At 42.0% G+C, this 18,354-nt stretch carries 14 protein-coding genes; 10 read left to right on the forward strand and 4 right to left on the reverse strand.

Annotated elements, in window-relative coordinates; genetic code table 11:
• Nucleotides 1-227 precede the first annotated feature (227 nt).
• The gene (locus GXO74_11905) at nucleotides 228-854 is read right to left on the reverse strand and encodes a hypothetical protein (protein NOZ62371.1); all 627 of its coding nucleotides are present in this window, start codon (nucleotides 852-854) and stop codon (nucleotides 228-230) included.
• 58 nt (nucleotides 855-912) lie between these two features.
• Entirely contained in the window at nucleotides 913-3,960 is a 3,048-nt protein-coding gene (locus GXO74_11910; GenBank protein ID NOZ62372.1) for an N-6 DNA methylase, read from the reverse strand.
• A 360-nt stretch (nucleotides 3,961-4,320) separates the two neighbouring features.
• Between GXO74_11910 and GXO74_11915 the strand changes: the two genes are divergently transcribed.
• The 4 genes from GXO74_11915 (at nucleotide 4,321) to queC (ending at nucleotide 6,598) form a co-directional block, all read left to right on the forward strand.
• On the forward strand, nucleotides 4,321-4,713 hold the full coding sequence (locus GXO74_11915) for a hypothetical protein (protein NOZ62373.1): 393 nt from the start codon (nucleotides 4,321-4,323) through the stop codon (nucleotides 4,711-4,713).
• A 168-nt stretch (nucleotides 4,714-4,881) separates the two neighbouring features.
• Nucleotides 4,882-5,250 carry a 6-carboxytetrahydropterin synthase QueD gene (gene queD, locus GXO74_11920; GenBank protein ID NOZ62374.1) on the forward strand — a complete coding sequence of 123 codons (369 nt, stop codon included), beginning with the start codon at nucleotides 4,882-4,884 and terminating at the stop codon, nucleotides 5,248-5,250.
• A complete protein-coding gene (locus GXO74_11925; GenBank protein ID NOZ62375.1) occupies nucleotides 5,250-5,888 on the forward strand; it encodes a radical SAM protein in 639 nt (212 codons plus the stop codon). The genes queD and GXO74_11925 overlap by 1 nt, the downstream gene beginning before the upstream one ends.
• Nucleotides 5,888-6,598, forward strand: coding sequence for a 7-cyano-7-deazaguanine synthase QueC (gene queC, locus GXO74_11930; GenBank protein NOZ62376.1), 711 nt, complete (start codon nucleotides 5,888-5,890; stop codon nucleotides 6,596-6,598). Before GXO74_11925 ends, queC begins: the two co-directional genes overlap by 1 nt.
• A gap of 33 nt (nucleotides 6,599-6,631) precedes the next feature.
• Here the strand turns inward: queC and GXO74_11935 are convergent, their stop codons facing one another.
• Complete coding sequence (locus GXO74_11935) at nucleotides 6,632-7,657, reverse strand: hypothetical protein (GenBank protein ID NOZ62377.1); 1,026 nt, start codon at nucleotides 7,655-7,657, stop codon at nucleotides 6,632-6,634.
• A 266-nt stretch (nucleotides 7,658-7,923) separates the two neighbouring features.
• Nucleotides 7,924-8,583 (reverse strand): hypothetical protein, encoded by a 660-nt coding sequence (locus GXO74_11940; protein ID NOZ62378.1) that lies wholly within the window; start codon nucleotides 8,581-8,583, stop codon nucleotides 7,924-7,926.
• A gap of 478 nt (nucleotides 8,584-9,061) precedes the next feature.
• On the opposite strand from GXO74_11940, the gene GXO74_11945 reads away from it, so the two are divergent.
• From GXO74_11945 to GXO74_11970, 6 genes are all read left to right on the forward strand, one after another.
• Entirely contained in the window at nucleotides 9,062-13,120 is a 4,059-nt protein-coding gene (locus GXO74_11945) for a PAS domain S-box protein (GenBank protein ID NOZ62379.1), read from the forward strand.
• A gap of 249 nt (nucleotides 13,121-13,369) precedes the next feature.
• Nucleotides 13,370-14,002: a cobalamin-binding protein gene (locus GXO74_11950; GenBank protein NOZ62380.1), complete on the forward strand. Its 633-nt coding sequence runs from the start codon at nucleotides 13,370-13,372 to the stop codon at nucleotides 14,000-14,002.
• A 174-nt stretch (nucleotides 14,003-14,176) separates the two neighbouring features.
• Nucleotides 14,177-17,476: a peptidase S41 gene (locus tag GXO74_11955; GenBank protein NOZ62381.1), complete on the forward strand. Its 3,300-nt coding sequence runs from the start codon at nucleotides 14,177-14,179 to the stop codon at nucleotides 17,474-17,476.
• A gap of 184 nt (nucleotides 17,477-17,660) precedes the next feature.
• Nucleotides 17,661-17,879, forward strand: coding sequence for a ribbon-helix-helix protein, CopG family (locus GXO74_11960; protein ID NOZ62382.1), 219 nt, complete (start codon nucleotides 17,661-17,663; stop codon nucleotides 17,877-17,879).
• Nucleotides 17,869-18,120 carry a type II toxin-antitoxin system RelE/ParE family toxin gene (locus tag GXO74_11965; GenBank protein NOZ62383.1) on the forward strand — a complete coding sequence of 84 codons (252 nt, stop codon included), beginning with the start codon at nucleotides 17,869-17,871 and terminating at the stop codon, nucleotides 18,118-18,120. Before GXO74_11960 ends, GXO74_11965 begins: the two co-directional genes overlap by 11 nt.
• A 120-nt stretch (nucleotides 18,121-18,240) precedes the next feature.
• On the forward strand, nucleotides 18,241-18,354 hold a 114-nt coding region (locus GXO74_11970), incomplete at its 3' end, for a GNAT family N-acetyltransferase (protein NOZ62384.1).

An 18,354-nucleotide genomic window follows, 5' to 3' on the forward strand; every position in this document is an offset into this window, starting at 1 on the left:
CCTCCTTTGCAAATTTTGTTATACGCTTACTCTACAGGCTATTAAATTTGTGTGATATCGCGCAAAAGCAGGTGTGCATTTCCAAATAGTTGGTAAGCACTTTGAATAAAAATTATTGTGTTAGCTCAATTTTTTACATTATCACCATAATTCAAAAGTGGATTAAAAGCATATTTTTCAGTAGATTCTGCTCAGCATAGATTGTTGTCATTAACAAATATCCAAATTCATTGCTGTAGCGACAGTTGCGCGTCAATTACCCGTAAACAGTTTTCATATTCCTTCAGCAACGATTCAGTTATTTGAAAATACATTTCCAGCAGCATGAAAAACGAACTCATTTCTGAAATCATGGTCTCCTTTTTGAACAATCCAGGCGACGCCAATCTATCGAGAATTTTCTCATTGACGCGAGTATGCAACTTTTGATCTTCGTATGTTTCGGAAAGCACTTCCACAATGCTGAAATCAAAAAACTCCACGGCATGAGTGAGATTAGATGAATTCCAGGCTGTCTTTTTTAAGGCCTGAGTCATGAATTGAAAGGGAAACTTTTGTTTGATATGATCTTCTATGTTATGCGAAGAATTTGTGCGAATTTCTTTCTTTATTGCATTGTAAGCCTTGAGCTGATTTTTTTTCACAAGTTTGTTCATATTTAGCAGTTTATGAACAATCTCGTGATTAGAACTAATTTCCCTTCTGATCTTAAGCAATGCCTCATGCGCTAAAATTTTGTTGGCATGAGAAGTGCGCCATTCATTGACCACCAGCGCCAGTAAAATGGCAAAAATCACCGAAAACATCTCCAAGAGGAATTTTGACGTTGCAAAGTAGTTCTTCTTTTCACCCATTTGATTTTCCTTTTGCGTTGGTTACTTTTATCAACAGCAGTAATTTCACCAATTGCTACTAAAAGCTTTTTTCTACAATTTGTATTTCTTCTTCCGTTAAATCATAGAGCTCGTAGACCATTTGGTCGATTTGATTGTCAATTTGCTTTATTTTGCTTTGCAACGAATTTATTTTCGATTTATACGACTCAAAATATTCTTGCCATTCATCTTGCTGTTTTAATGTAAAAGAGATTTTTTGCTTTTTTAATTCAGATAAAAAAGTTCTAAAATCCCAAGAATAGAAAGTTCTAAAGTTATTTTTAATTTTAAAGCCTTCAATATTATCCTTTAATCGAATAAGAAAAGAACTTATTTTTTCATGAAAAAGTTTATTTAATTCCAATAAGTTATCAGCATTTTTAGTAAATTTTTCTTGATTATCAGGAATACGAAAGGGTAATTTGCGGATATCACCGATTAATATCTTTGGGAAAGTAACTCGTTTCCCTTTTGGTGAATTTATCCTATTATACCAAGAAATAAGTTTAGAATTTATTATTGCAAGTAAATATTTTGTACTGCATTGTGAAATATTTAGGCATGAAATGATACCAGGGTCGTGGTATAACTCTTGATCAAATATTGTTGCAGAGATTCTTGCCGGGTTTCCCCCAGTGATTTCTTGGACTAATATTCGTTCGCCTTGAAAATATTTTTTCTTTCTTGACCTATGTAACCAGCTACCATACTTCAAATATTCTGGATTCTTGATATTTATGTAATATCTTGATATCGCGCGGCCCTGCACCCACAAACCAAATGATTCATCCTCTTTTTTATTAGAATGAAAAATTCTATTTTTTATTTCGCCTTCAGTCAAATTTTCTTTTGAATAGGGAACAATCCCTTGGCTGACATCGAGCAAATTAGCTCCGCGAATAGAATCTGAATTCATTTTATCAATAATACTTAATTCTTTTTCTGTTTGAAAAATTTGAAATTGTTTATCAGTTGAATTCTTCCACCTCTCAATATTGCACCTGTAAGAGGAACCTGGATTGTTTAGGTTTGAAAATACATTCTCCGAATAAAGTACGTTAACTCTACAATAAGCAACATTATTATTTTGAGATATTATAGAAATTAATGCATTTACACTTGCATCTTGAAAAACAGAAAAATTAACACTTACAATTTTTTCAATACCAAATTTTAGCAAGACGAATTCTCTTAATTTTTGTGCTTGTGGTATTTTAATCCAAGTATCTGGTGTAATAAAACCAAACAATCCTTCTGAACCTAATAAAGTTAAACTCTTTTCAATAAAGAAGTAGTATATCTCGAAGTTACCTTGAAAAGTACTATAACAAATTTGGTAAAATTTCTTCTCATGATTATTGAGATAAGCACCGTACGGCGGATTCCCAATCACCACATCAAACCCGCCATTCGCCATAATTTCCGGAAATTCATCTTCCCATTTAAACGCTTTTTCGCCAGCAACCTGCGGATCGTCAATCAAAGAATTGCCGCATTTAATATTATTGCTCAAATCAGACAGCTTTCTGCCGCGCTCCGCGGTGCGCAGCCACAGAGAAAGTTTGGCGATTTCCACCGATTCTTCGTTGATATCCACGCCGTAAATATTATTTTCCAAAATAGATTTTTTGATGTCAAAAAGTCCCAGACTGTCTTTTTCCAACTGGCGGCGGTAGTCGTCCACAAACTGATGTTCTTCAATTAAAAATTCCAGCGCCTGATTCAGAAAAGCGCCGCTGCCGCAGGCGGGATCCAAAATTTTCAAAGAAAGTAAATATTCCGCATAAGATTTCAGGCGTCCGAGTAGCTCGGATGCTTTGCGCGTGAGTTTTCCCTGTTTTGTCCTGCTGTTCTGCATGACGGACATATCAATCTCGTCTAAATTCAGTTCTTTCTTTTTCTGATGGCACAATTCGCCGACGGTATTTTCCACAATATATTTGGTAATGTATTTGGGCGTGTAATAAACGCCTTCTCTTTTGCGCTTGGTTTTCTTTTTATCGACTGGTTTGCCTTCCAATTCGGCGGTCAATTCTTCAATTTCGTTCAGACTATTTTCAAAGATGTGACCCAAAATGTTAACGTCGATTTCGGTCTGGAAATCGTACGCGGAAAGCTTCAGGCAATCATCCGCCAAAGCGGCGTCGTCAATGGCCAAATTATTCAGCATTTCATCGCTGCGAAAAAGACCGCCATTGTATGCGGGAATCTCAAATGTTTTGTAGTTGTGGCCCACGTCAAGATGATGAAAAAACTTGATAAATCTGCTGTACAGCGTGGCGGGCTCGTCCAGTTCACACAAAGTTTTCCATTGATCAATAATTTTAGAAATGGCATTCGGCGGCACCAAGCCACTGTCCTCGCCAAAGAAAATAAACAGCAAGCGATCCAGCAGCTTTTGCGATTTTTTGAACAGCGTGAGTTTGTCGTACTGCGGATTATTTTTGACCAGATTTTCATATATTTTGCGCTTGAAATTAGAATAATCCTGGTAAAGCTGTTTGGAAATATTTTCTTCGTGCAGCACGGATTCTTTTTTCAGCTTCAGCGGGATTTCGTTAACAATACTGTCTTTGCTCAAAATCAAATACAGGATGCGAAAATCATCCGCGGACAGCGTAAATAGATTGAATTCTTCAAAATCGGTGGCATTGTCGATATAAAAACGGATTTTTTCGAAATTGGACGTAATGATGTAGCGGCAATTCGGCTGGTGATTTTTGTAATTGAAAGCCTGCTCGGTGATTGATTCCAGCGAAGTGGTTTTGGTGGATTTTAATTCAATGACGCCGATAGCCGCGCCGTCGTCCAAAATAGCGCCATCGGCTTTTTTAGCATCGGTTGCATTTTTGAATTCCGTGGTCAAATTGTAATTTTCATCGGGATTGATGGTGTAGCCCAAAACCTGAACGAAAATTTCCCGCAAAAAACCTTCCTGGTAATTTTCTTCTTTGAGCAGCCGGATGTTTTCCAGCCGCGTCGGATTGCCGTAAAATGCTTTGAATCTCCGGAATGCGTTCTCGACTTCTGCGGAATCCAGCGTTTTCAAATACTTGTTGAGGACTGATTTTTGAAATAATGGCATAGATAAACTTTGAGCTAATTTTAAATTTGAGTAAAAATGAATTAGAGTTTGATACGTCCAAGATGATATTTCAGAATAATTGTTTTTTCAATACAAATAAGGTTCGCTGTTACATTATATTAAAACATGGCGAAATTGTCAAGCAAAAAATATTGAAATTAGAAAAAATTGGCTCTTTGCATGAATTAGGTTCATTTTCAAAGAAGGTTAATTTTAAAGGTAGCGTACATCTTTTTGCAATTTTTTTGCATCTTTAAGCGTTTTCTTTCGTTAAAAGAAATAACTCGCGCATGTCAAAATAGTGTTGTCTAAAACAATTCATAATTTCAATAAATGTCGCATCAAAAAAGCAAAGGACACATGATGAAAACAGACCAGCATGTTACTCTCGTTGCCGCGCTGCAGATTGGTTTTGGAGTGCTTGGTATTTTGATCGGTTTGGTGATTTTCGTCGCGGTTACCGGCGGGGGAATTCTTTCGCAAGACGCGGAAGCCATTGCCATTACTTCAATAGTTGGCAGCGTCGTTGGCGGAATCTTTGTTCTCACGTCCATCCCGGAAGTGATCGGCGGCATCGGACTGTTGAAGAGAAAAAATTGGGCGCGAATTCTGATTATCATTATTTCCTGTCTCGATTTGCTGGCCATCCCCTTCGGCACGGCGATCGGAATTTACTCGCTGTGGGTCTTGTTGCGCGAAGACACTGTCAAATATTTTCAGGAACAGAACGAATCTCTGCCGGAAGCAAAATAGGCGAAAAAACGATTACTTTCAACCAAATAATCTTCAATTCAGCGCGATAAATTGTGCTTTGGTAATCTCCCGTCTATTCCGGAAAAATTGAAAAGGCCGAAAAATCTATTGTAAATTTCTCGGCTTTTTTTTATATTCCCTGCACGGAGTATTTTTAAGGAGAATTGCATGTTCAAAATAAGCGCAAAAACATCTTTTGCCGCAGCCCATCGCCTCAGAGAATACGAAGGCGCGTGTGAAAATTTGCATGGCCACAATTGGCGAATAAAGGCAACCATTGGCAGCGAAAAATTGGACGAGCTCGGTATGGTTTATGATTTCAAGAACTTGAAAAAAAATCTCCAGGAAATCATTGATCTCTTTGACCATCAGTTTGTCAATCAAATCCCGCCGTTCGACAAAGAATTGAATCCGACTTCGGAAAATTTGGCCAAATTCATTTTCAAACTGCTCGGCAAAAAATTGCCCGAACCGATCCGCATGATTTCTGTAGAGGTGGGCGAATCAGATAATTATACGGCTATTTACGAGGAGTGATGCTCAAAGTAAACGAAATATTCTTCAGCATCCAGGGCGAATCTACTTTTGCCGGCCTGCCTTTTGTATTTGTCCGCTTGAGCAGGTGCAATTTGCGCTGCCAATATTGCGATACCCCTTATGCCTACGATGAAGGAAGGGAAATGTTTCTCTCCGAAATCATCGAGCGCGTCGAACAATTCCCCTGCGATTTTGTGGAAATCACCGGCGGCGAGCCGCTGTTACAGGCGGAAGTATTTGAGTTGGCAGCGCGACTTGTTTCAGCCGGGAAGATCGTTCTTGTTGAAACAAACGGAACTCTGGATATCACGCCGCTCAGGCCGCCGATTATCCGCATCGTCGATGTGAAATGCCCCGGCAGCGGCGAAGGCGAAAGTTTTTTGCTGACAAATTTGCGGGACTTACGTCCTTCTGACAATGTCAAATTTGTGTTATCCGATAAAGCGGATTTTGATTGGGCAGTGAATTTTGTGAAGAAAAATGATTTGACGGGAAAATGTCCGCTATTATTTTCTCCGGTATTTGGGAAATTGAATTATTCGCAGTTGGCGGAATGGATAAAATCAAGCGGGCTTCCCATTCAGTTGCAAATTCAATTGCACAAGATTATTTGGGATGAGGGAAAACGAGGAGTGTGATGAATAAAAAAGCAGTCGTGCTGTTAAGCGGAGGCCTCGATTCGGCGACGGCGCTGGCAATGGCTCGGGAGCAGGGGTTTGAAATTTACGCTATCAGTTTCCGCTACGGTCAGCGACATGAAGTGGAATTAGAAGCTGCGAAAAAAGTAGCGCGACATCTCGGCGCTCAAAAACACCTCATTGTCGATGTCAATTTATCCGCCATCGGCGGCTCGGCGCTGACGGACAATATTGATGTTCCCAAAAACAGAGACGAAAAAGCGATGGGAGCTGACATTCCCATTACGTACGTTCCGGCGAGAAATACCGTTTTTTTGTCCATTGCGCTTGGCTGGGCCGAAGTCTTGGGAGCGCAGGACATTTTTATCGGCGCCAATGTTGTCGACTATTCCGGCTATCCGGATTGTCGGCCTGAATTTATCGCCGCCTTTGAACGAATGGCAAATTTGGGCACGCGCGCCGGAGCCGAGGGAAAGCCGTTTCAAATTCACGCGCCTTTGAGCAAATTGTCCAAAGCGGAAATTATTCGCGCCGGCGTGAAATTGGGCGTGGATTACTCGCTGACTTTGAGTTGCTACGATCCCACGCCGGACGGTCTTTCTTGCGGCGAGTGCGATAGTTGCCGGTTGCGCAAAAAAGGCTTTGCCGAAGCGGGAGTGAAAGACCCGACGCAATACAAAAGAAATTTTTATCACAAATTCGAAGCCTGAAATTTTTGCTTTAGCAAAATGTCATTTGTTTTCTCATAGACCTATTCGTGTAGAGACGGACACGATGTTTTGATTGAGCGGAGTTTGCGAGTAGAGTAAAAATCCGATTGAAACATCAAAATATTTTGCATCAGGATTTTCATAAAAATTTGACTGATATCCAATTCCAATCGTTGCGGCAAGTTTATGGATGTTATTATCAAAAGGGAAAAAACCTTCTCTTAGATAGAAATTATAAAAGAGTTTCTGCTCAGCCCCAAAATGCAGTTCACCGAAGTAGCCTTTTGAAAATGAAAGTAAGTTTTTAATGTCGGCTGAAATGAGATATTTGTCATCATGGCGATAAGAAATCCCAAAGCAAAATGAATTATTAAAAATTCTTTCAATTTTTGACCTTGCCATTTTTACATCCTGGCTAAATCTAAAATATGAAATTCCCCATTTCAAGCCCTTGATTTTCTGAGGCTGATATTGCATACCCAGGTTGTAACCAGTTCCCACCGCTTGCCACTCATCATCATCGATTTTATAGGCGCTCACTGATAATCCCAAAGACAACTGGTTGCTTGGTTTTAGTGAGAAGCAAATTGAATTGGAGCAATTAGTAAAGGGATTTCTTGTAGGAAATTTATAATCCATTAATTCTTCGAACAAATTTAAAGAAACTAACACGTTTTTACTTCTGATTAACGTGAGTCCGCGGAAACTGAACGCAAACAATTTTACAATTGATTCAACAGTTTCGTCATCAGATTCATCTTCATTATTTGAATTAGAATACAAAGTCAACAGCAAAACTCCCAAACTCAGGGATGTCAAATCCATATTCCATTTGAGATAAGTATTTTTCAACATTTCAGGTTCATTTTCCTTAAATTTAGCGCCGGCAGCATTCCAGAGATAATAGCTATAAAAATCATCGGCAGCGGTAAAAGCGCTGCCCATGGAAAGCGCCCTGGTATTCGTGCTCAGGATATGAAATTTTGTTTGCTGAGAGCTACTTATTTTCGCTGTCCCCAGCGAGAGAAGAAGCAACATAACCCAATGTTTCTTTCTCATAAGATATTAACCATTCTTTCAATTTTATGACCACTGAATTATTGAAATTTGTGTTTATCCGCATAAATTCTTGTTGTTACGCCCAAGCAAAGCTGATAAATTGTCACAGAGAATTGACGATAGATGTGGCAGGATTTAAATTTGAATAATAAGAAAAATGTTGATTTCAGAGCAAAATTTGTTCATTTGAAATTTGATTTTCATGACATGCTCCTTTTTTAATTGGCTTTTCATTTTTGAATATTAGCTCTGGCGCGCCAGCGGTTTCATCGCTTCTGATTATTATCTTTGAGACCAAAGCAATAGTAAAAGCCAATTTGCAAGATAGAAGAAGGGTTTAGAGAATTCTTTGACGAAGGTGAAAAAATGGTTTGAATGCTAAATTTCCACTTTTTGCCGTAAGAAGTCCCCAGCAAAATGAGAGGAGTGGATTCTCTGCTCCTTTTAACAATTGGCTCTTTTCCCATTGGATATGATTTTTCCCGGTGAATATTAAAATTCCAGCCAAGTCCTGCATAAATATTTTCACTTCCAAAAAGAAACAGCGGATGGAAAGCCAGTCCAATCTCTTCATTGTCTGAAGAGAAATATTGAGTAGTCATCAAGAATCCTGAATCAAAGGAGATGAAAAGTGGCTTTTCGGCTAATTTGAGTTTTGAATCTAAAAAAACGCCCTGACCAAATCCAGGAAAAGCAGTTAAGCTGATGCCCATATCCATTGCGTTAAAGAATCCGGCACGGAAGCAAAAAGAGGGGATTACTTCAAAAAATTCGCCAGAATTTGAACATGATAGTCCGAGACCTAACGTTTTTTCACCAGGCTTAAGCACTTTTGGGGAAAGATAATTGGCAGGGATACAGCTAATTGTAACCAATAAAAAAAGAGTCAGCAGGGAAGCTATTGCATGAACTAAGCAATTCTTCATGATTCCTCTTTGAAAGATGAAAAAAAGCATTTGCGAGCTTTACCTGACAGAAAATATTAGGAATTAAAGTTCTGATTCAGAGGTTGAGAGAATTGTGAGTTAAGAAGATTGGAGGAAATATTAGTACCCTCTCGGATTTTTTGTGGTATAATATTTTTCTGTGATATTTTGCTCGATTTTTTAAATATCAATTAAAATATAAAAATAAATATAGAAAATGTCAAGAAAAAAATAAAGGTCTGTTTATTCTTCCAGCGATGTTGGCAAACGTTAAGACGCTGACCTTGGCTTGCCTATTATTGGCAGGGGCGATCAATCATAATTGTTTCATGTCTCTGTCGTTCGAGTTCTGCGTTCAAATCCAGTTCAGTTTTTTTCTATTGACTTTTCTGATTTTTGTGCTATATTTAAAAATTAGGAAGACAACTAAATGGGATAAACACATCTAATTTTTTCACTCGGCAGGGAGCAAAAAAAAATGTACAAAATTTTATTGCTTCTCAAAAATGAAAAAGAAAGAAACTCGCTTTCCATTTTTCTCTCGAAAGATTACCAGCCCCTCTCATCCGAAACAGTTTTTCCAGTTGACAAATCATTTGATCTCTGCATTCTGGATGGGACTCATTTACGTCGTTTCCGGACTCAAGTGTCAGAAAGGAAAAAAGCGGGGGAAGATTTCTTGCCTTTTTTGCTGGTAAATTTTCCCGGCGACGCCGTGCTTGATCTGCCGGATTTGTCGGAAATCATTGACGACACCATCTCTGCTCCCATTAGCGAAACAGAGTTGCTGCTGCGCGTGAGGAATTTATTGGAAAGAAGAAAATTGTCGCTGCAACTCGCCCCGGCGCAAACAGACCAGGGTGCAGGACCGGCTGATGTCGTTCATCAGGAAGACGATTTTTTCAAAATTGTTTTTGATTACAGCCCTGATGCGATTTTTATTCACCCCTGGAAGGAAAAGGGATTTGGCAAGTTCCTGCACGTAAATCGTGTCGCTTGTGAGCGGTATGGTTATTCACGAGAAGAATTTTTGAATTTGTCTGCGGTTGATATTAGTGATGTCGCAGATGCCCGATCAAAGGGCGCGGCTAAAATAAGGAAAATTCTGGCTGAAAAAGGTCATCTGATTTTTGAAGCAAAGCATTTTTCAAAAGATGGCAGGAAATTTCCGGTGGAGATAAATGCAAGGATATTTCAATATGGCGGAAAAAAAACGGAAGTATCAATTGTAAGGGACATTTCGGATTGGAAGAAGGCCGAAGCTGCGCTTAGAGAGAGCGAGGAACGCTACCGATTTATCACGAAAGTCATTTCCGATTACGCTTATTCTTTTCGTGTGCAGAAAAATGGCAAGATGAAAAGAGAATGGATTTCTGAGAAATTTTTTCGCGTTTTTGGTTTTACAACTGAAGAGATCGATGCCCGCAGCGGTTGGCAAGCTCTGGTTTATCCCGACGATTTGCCGATCGCAATGGAACATGCAACGCGAGTCATCAGCGGCGACGAGGACGTTTGCGAAATGCGTTTTGTCACGCGCCAGGGAGAGCCGCGATGGTTGCGCGATTATGCAGTGCCTGTTTGGGACGAAAAACTAAAACGGGTCATCCGAATTTACGGCGCTGCGCAAGATATCACCGAGCGCCGACAAATAGAGAATGCGGTCAAAGAATCCGAGGCCAACATCAGGTCTCTGATCAACGCGCGCAATGAATCAATCTGGTCAGTTGATCACAATTTTTGCTATCTGGTTTTTAATGATTTTTTTAGCGATGCTTATAAAGCCATTTACGGCGTAACCCTGGAAAAAGGAATGTCCGCGCTGGATATTCTCTCGCCGAAACAACGCCGTTTCTGGAAAAGCAAATATCGGAAGGCGCTTGCCGGCGAGCAGCAAACTTTTGAGTACCAAGAAGAACTCCCTGATGGTGTGCATGTTTTCGAGGTTCTGCTCAATCCGATTCGTGTTGGGAAAACTATTGTCGGGGTTTCTGCAATCAGCATCGATATCACGGAACGCAAAGCCATTAATGAAAAACTACGTGAATCCGAGGAGCGATTCCGGCTTGCTTTTCACACCAATCCTGATTCTATCAATTTGAATCGATTGGAAGATGGGATGTATGTGGATATTAATGAAGGATTTACAGAAATAACGGGTTTCACTCGGGAAGATGTTATCGGCAAAACGTCGTTGGAAATCAACATCTGGGCTGATCCTCGAGACAGAAAACGATTAGTGAAAGCTTTGAAAAAGCGCGGGCGCGTGACCAATTTGGAAGCCAAATTTCGCATGAAAGACGGCCGTGTCGCCACAGGTCTGATGTCAGCTTGCGTAATCAAATTGAATGACGTCGCGCATCTCATTTCAATTACGCGTAACATTGAAGAATTGAAACAACTGGAAAAGGAGCGTGAAAACCTGTTTGCAGAAACAGAACAAGCCAGAAAATTATTGAGCGATGTTTTTGAACGGATTACAGACGGCGTAGTCGCTCTGGACAAAAATTGGCGTTTCACGTACGTCAACAGCAAGGCGGCAATTTTGCTTAATCGCAAAAAACCCGAAGATCTGTTAGGCAAACATATCTGGACTGAATATCCCGAGGGGATTGAGCTACCTTTTTACCGGGCTTACTACAAAGCGATGAAAACGCAACAGACGATTTATTTGGAGGATTATTATGAGCCCTGGAATCGTTGGTTTGAGAACAGAATTTACCCTTCGCCGGATGGTTTGACGATTTATTTCACAGAAGTTACCGATCGCAAACTTTCCGAAATTGCGCTGCAGCAAAGCGAAGGAAAATACCGCATTCTATTTGAAAATTCACCGGTGCCGTTGTGGGAAGAAGACTATTCTGACGTGATTGAGTATCTCGATAAGCTGTTTGCTTCCGGAGTAAAAAAAGCCGAGCTTGCTGAACATCTAACCGCACATCCCGAGGTATTGTTGGAGTGTGCGCGACGCGTGCGCGTCGTAAGTGTAAATCAGGCTGCTGTTCGGTTGCATGATGCTAAAGATAAACAGGATCTGCTGGGAAATCTGGACAAAATTTTAGGGGAATCTTCTTACGCGGCATTTAAAGACGAATTAATTGCTTTAGCGAGGGGCGGGAAGCGATTTTCCGCAGAATCGCAGGTAAAAACAGTGAACGGCGAACTGAAAGATATCTATCTGAATTATGTGGCATTAGCCGAAGAATTTGCTTTTTTTCCCAAAAACGATTCCCTGGTCTTAATTGCCACGTTGGACATCACGCCGCTCAAAAATGCCCAACGCGCTCTGGAACGGAGCTTGCTGGAGTTGGATCAATTGTACAATTTGAGCCTTCGCGTGCGCCAGATTCAACAATCGCAGAAGATGGCCGTGGAAGTTTTGCATGTCATCAAACCCTCGGTCGAACCGGATATCGCCTTGTTTTATTTTAAGGAAGGAGAGCAACTTAAGCTTTTTGCCAGCGAATTTCGTGAAATGGAATTTGATTTAGATGCTGCCCGAATCCATCATGTCAACGAATGTTTGTGCGGTCTTGCGGCAGCCACAGGGAAGTCAGTGTTCTCCAAAAATATTTTTACTGACAACCGCTGCACGCGTGACGAATGCAAAATGGCAGGAATTCGCTCCTTTGCCGGCTTACCGCTTCTTGCCGGAGATGAAGTGATTGGCATCATTGGTCTTGGTTCGTTGCACGAACGGGATTTTTCGCGGCAGCGCGCATTTTTGGAGACATTGGCTAACGAAGCCGCTGTCGGTTTGCAAAATACTTTGCTTTTAGAGCGGCTACGCCGGCATGAAGCAGATCTGGAGAAAGAAGTTGCCGAGCGCACCGCAGAATTAATGGAAGCGAATCAGGAACTGGAATCTTTTTCTTACTCTGTCTCGCATGATTTGCGTTCGCCCCTGCGGGCGATTGACGGATTTTCCGGCATGATAGTTGAAAAATTTGCTGACAAAATGGACGCCGAGGCTCAGCGGCTCATCGGAATCGTACGCAAAAATGTGCAGCGCATGTCTGAACTGATCGATGACTTACTGGCTCTTTCGCGCATCGGACGCCATGCTCTCAAGCCCCAAGAAATTGACATGGCGGAGTTGGCGCGATCTGCCTTTGCTGGTTTGACCGATGTCGAACAGCGAGGCAAAATCCGTTTTAAGGTCAAAACTTTGCCCCAGACGCAGGGCGACGCCTCTCTCATGCAGCAGGTCATGACCAATCTGCTCAGCAATGCCATAAAATTCAGCTCCGGAAAAAATAATCCTCAAATTGAAGTCGGATCAAGAACAGAAAACGACACGACAGTTTATTACGTCAGCGATAACGGCGTGGGATTTGACATGAAATATGCGGACAAGCTATTTCTGGTTTTTCAACGCTTGCATTCGGCGGAAGAATTTGAAGGCACGGGAATTGGACTTTCCATTGTTCATCGGATTATTTCTCGTCACGGCGGCAGAATTTGGGCGGAATCTAAACCCAATGAGGGGGCTGTTTTTTATTTTACCCTGTCTGAAAATCCAAGTAAAAAAAATAATTGAACTTGCCGCGTTGCAAAATGGCTAATGTCAAATAGTCAATAACAGGTTTACTGTTCACTAACAACTCGTCGGGAAAAGCTTAAAAACACTAAATCGCCAATAAAAAAAATGACACGGGTTCAGTGATAATTGACAAATTATTATTGACTTTAATTGAATTTATGCTATATTTATTAATTCATATTCACTCCGCAAATGCACAGGAATTATGCCATTCAAAAATAAAATAAGTTCAGAAAGGAAACGAAAATGTCATTGCTTGAAAACTTGCAAACGAATTTGATCAACGGGAAGCTGGCTGAGACGAAACTCTTCACTGAAAAAGCGCTGGCAGATGGCATGACGCCGCGGAAAATTTTGAACGAAGGATTGCTTGTCGGAATGCAAGAAGTGGGACGGCGATTTAAGAATAATGAATTTTACGTACCGGAAGTGTTGATCGCGGCCCGCGCCATGAAAGGAGCAATGGAAATCTTGAAACCTTTACTGGCGGAAACCGGCGTGGACCCAGTGGGCCGCGTGGCGCTCGGAACTGTGAAGGGCGACCTGCACGACATCGGCAAAAACCTCGTCGGGATGATGCTCGAAGGCGGTGGATTTGAAATTGTGGATTTGGGTGTGGATGTTTCCGCTGAGAGATTTTTAAATGCCGTAATCAATGACGGCGTGCAGGTAATCGGAATGTCCGCGTTGCTGACCACGACAATGGTAAATATGAAGGGAATCGTCACCGCGCTGGAAAATGCCAACGTGCGCAACAAAGTCAAAGTCGTCATTGGCGGCGCTCCTGTGACAGATGGTTACGCAGAAGAAATTGGCGCCGACGGCTACGCGCCGGATGCGGCCTCTGCAGTGGACTTGGTTAAAAGTTTGATTTTGTGATTTGGTCATTAAGGTATTGGGTATTTGATTTTTGTTAAGTTCGTTAAATAACAGATAGTTGAGTGTGACATTCATACTCGCAGCTCCAAACTCTAAACCCCAAACAAACTTACCTTGCAGCAAATGGGGGAGCAGCGAAAGGCGAAAAGCGAACAGCGAAAAGCCAACAAAACAATGGAGGCATTAATGATTCCCAAGAAAACACTCCGACTTTTTCTCATTTTATCTCTCATTCTCCTCATTTCTCAATTAGGTTTTCCCCAGACAAAAATACAAAAATCTCCCCTGATGCACTATCCGGATATTTACGGCGATTGGATTGTATTTTCTAACGGCGGAGATTTGTGGAAAGTGAACGCCAACGGCGGCGTCGCTCAGCGTCTGACCATTTACGACGGCGAGGAGAGTTTTCCGAAATTTTCTCCGGACGGCTCACTCATCGCTTTTACCGGACAATACGACGGCAATAGTGATGTTTATGTGATGGACATTTTCGGCGGAAATATCCGCCGCGTGACGTTTCATCCCGGCGCTGATGTGGTCGTTGGCTGGCATCCGACGAAAAATAAAATTATTTTTCGTTCCTCGCGCAATAGTTTCAGCCGTTTCGCGCGCTTGTTTTTGATATCGCCTGACGGCTCGGGATTGGAAGAGTTGATTTTGCACGAGGCGGTTCAGGGCAGTTTTTCACCGGACGGACAGAAAATTGCCTACAATCGCGTGGCGCGGGAACATCGGACGTGGAAACGCTATGTTGGCGGACTGTCGCAGGATATTTACTTGTTTGATTTTCAGAAAATGAAAGATGTCAAATTGACCGATTTCCCGGGAACGGATCGCATTCCCATGTGGATCGGCGATAAAATTTATTTCAGTTCAGACGAAGACGGCGCGTTGAATATCTATTCGCTGGATCCAGCGACCAAAAAACGCGCCCAACTTACTTTTCACAAAGAATACGATGTGCGCCGGCCCAGCGCTGGCGGCAACAAAATCGTTTACGAACTCGGCGGCGCGCTGTACGTGTTAGATGTGACGACAAAACAGACGCACAAAGTGAATGTGGAAATTCGTTCTGATTTTCCGGAAATTCGACCTTACTGGAAAAAGGTAGATGATTTGATCACTGACATCGATTGTTCTCCACATGGCAACAGAGCGCTGATTGTTGCGCGCGGCGAGATTTTTACGGTTCCCAAGAAAGAAGGGCCCACGAGAAATTTATCCCACGACTGCGGCTCCCGCGAAAAGGATGCAGTCTGGTCGCCGGACGGAAAATGGATCGCTTACCTGTCTGACAAAAGCGGCGAATATGAAATCTACCTCAGCGATCCCAAGGGCGCGAAAAAACCGATCAGGTTGACGACGCACAAAAAGAACAATCGCCACACGCTGCGCTGGTCGCCGGACAGCAAAAAAATCGCATTCACCGATCAAACGTTGCGACTCTACTTCCTGGACGTGACGACGAAAAAGATTACCGAGGTAGATCGCGCCAAATTTGAGAATGTGGACGTGTCCATGGAATTGAAACCGATCTCGGATTTTTCCTGGTCGCCGGATAGCCGTTATCTAACTTACGCAAAAATGAACCCGGATCTGGTCTATCAAATTTACATCTATTCACTGCAATCGAAAAAAAGCCGCTGTGTGAGCAACGGCCTGTTCAATGATTTCGATCCGATTTTTTCCAACGACGGTAAACACTTGTTTTTCATTTCCAATCGCCGATTTGATCCGACCTACGGCGATTTTGAATGGGAATTGGTTTACAAAAAAGTGGCGGGAATTTACTCACTGACGCTGCAAAAGGACGGAGAATCATTGTTTCCGTTGAAGAGTGACGAAGTTAAAATTGAATCGGAAAATGCGTCGCCGAAAAAATCACAACCGAAAAATGACGGAAAAATTCGTATCGATTTTGTGTCGTTAGCTGATAGGGTGGAGGCGTTTCCATTGCCGCGGGGAAATTACCGTCGATTGTCAGCAAATGATGATGCCTTATTTTATCTGAACAAAGACCAAGGCGATTTCAATCGTTTCGAGTTTCGCGGCGTAGGCTCCATGAATTTGTACGCTTTTTCTTTCAAAGAAAAAAAGAGCCAGAGCGTCATAAAAAATATTAAACGTTACAAATTATCGGCCGATGGGAAGAAAATCGTTTATCAAAAAGGAAAGAAAGTGGGCATTGTCGATGCCTCAGTTCGTGATTCCAAAGGAAAAAATCTTGATCTTTCAGACTTACAGATTTTACTCGATCCGCTCAAAGAATGGACACAAATTTTTAACGAAGCTTGGCGCATGGAGCGCGATTACTATTATGAGCCCAAAATGCACGGCATCGATTGGCCTGCCATGCGCGAAAAATACGGCAAACTTTTACCCTTTGTTTCCTGTCGCCAGGATGTGCGCTATTTGATTGGCGAGTTGATCGGCGAGCTGAACACATCGCACACCTATGTCTTTGGCGGCGACATCAAACGCCAGTCCGAAGAATATGTCAGTGTGGGCATGTTGGGCGCCGACTACAAAATTGACAAAGCGAACAATCGCTATCAGTTTGAGAAAATTTATCGCGTCGCCGATTGGACTTCCGGCGTTTATCCGCCGCTGGCGAAACCGGGGATTGACGTGAAAAAAAATGATTACTTGCTGCAAATTGACGGCGTAAATATTACTGCAGACAAAAATATTTATTCCTATTTTCAAAATTTAGCCGGAAAGCAAATCACGATTGTGGTCAACGCTAAACCGACGCTCGCCGGAGCAAGAAAATATGTGGTAAAGCCGATTGGAAGCGAGCGGACTCTGCGTTATCTGGATTGGACAGAACATAATCGAAAATTAGTTGCCGACAGAACCAACGGACAGGTCGGCTACATTCACATGCCCGATACTTATTTGGGTTCATCAAAGGAATTTCCCAAATTTTTCTACGCGCAAACGCGCAAAAAAGGTCTCATCATCGACGGCAGATTTAACGGCGGCGGCCTTGATCCCGATATTTTTCTGCGTCGTTTGGACAAAAAAGTTCTGGCGTACTGGACGCGTCGCTATTCACACGATCAGACCATTCCTGATATGGCGGTTCGCGCGCACATGGTTTGCATTACCAACCGGCAGGCAGGTTCCGGCGGCGATATGCTGCCGTACGAGTTCAGAAAAAAAGGACTGGGCCCAATTGTCGGCACGCGCAGTTGGGGCGGTTTGGTCGGAGTTTCCATGTGGATCGGTCTGATTGACGGCGGCGGCATGTCGGCGCCGGATTATCGAATTTATTCCACTGAAGGAAAATGGGTCGTAGAAAATGAAGGCGTAACGCCGGACTACGTTGTCGACCTGGTGGAGGTTTCCCGCGGTTACGACGCTCAATTGGAGAAAGCTATCGCAGTAGTGAAAAAACAGCTTGCGCAGGATCCACTACTTTGGCCAAAACATGAGCAATTCCCGAAAGATGAAAAGGCAAAAAAATAGCATTCAATTTTTTGACCTTCGCTGATTTCGTTTGTTAAATTTTAAACAACGAGCAATAAAGCCATGGGAAATTGAAAATTGTAAAAGCCAATTTCCTATAAATGTCGCCATGTCAAAAAATATCTTGCATTTCAAGCTTACATTTATTACATTGTAATACAATGCATTACAATGGAGGAAATCAATGAGTAAAGCAATTTCTGTAAGAATCCCTGATAAATTGGCTTTAAAACTATCTGAAATTGCTAAAGAAACAGAGCGGTCAAAATCTTTTCTTGTTCAAAAGGCATTGGAAGCTTATTTGGCTGCTTTAGCGGATCTACAGGTTGCCGTAGATCGACTGCACGATACGGCTGATCCGGTGGTTTCGTTAGACGAATTGAGAGAAGAGCTTGAGTTATAAGATAGCATTTAAAAAGTCAGTTTCTCGCGATCTCAAGAAAATTGACACGATTCAGGCAGACAAAATTCTTCAGAAAATTGAAGAATATCTACCCGATAACGCAGATCGTTTCCCATCGCTGACGGGAAAATTCGCCGGCTTACGAAAATTTCGTGTCGGAGACTACAGGGTTATTTTCACTATCAGTGAAGATACGGCGCTTATCTTGAGAATCAGTCATCGGAGAGAGTCTTACAGATAGAAAATATTAAAAGTAGCTAGCAGATGTTGGGGTTTTGTTGAAATTTTTAAGTGTTGCACAATATAAAAATCCTGTCTAAATGTAAAAATAGCTGGAATTTTGTACCTTGATGGAAAAAATATGGCAAAATTACCTGTTTTAGAAACTGAACGCTTGATTTTGCGAGGTTTTGAGCTCTCTGACGCTGCTGCAGTGCGGGAGCTTGTCGATGATATTGAAATCGCGCGAACAACA

This window comes from Calditrichota bacterium, assembly GCA_013152715.1.
GTDB lineage: Bacteria > Zhuqueibacterota > Zhuqueibacteria > Thermofontimicrobiales > Thermofontimicrobiaceae > 4484-87.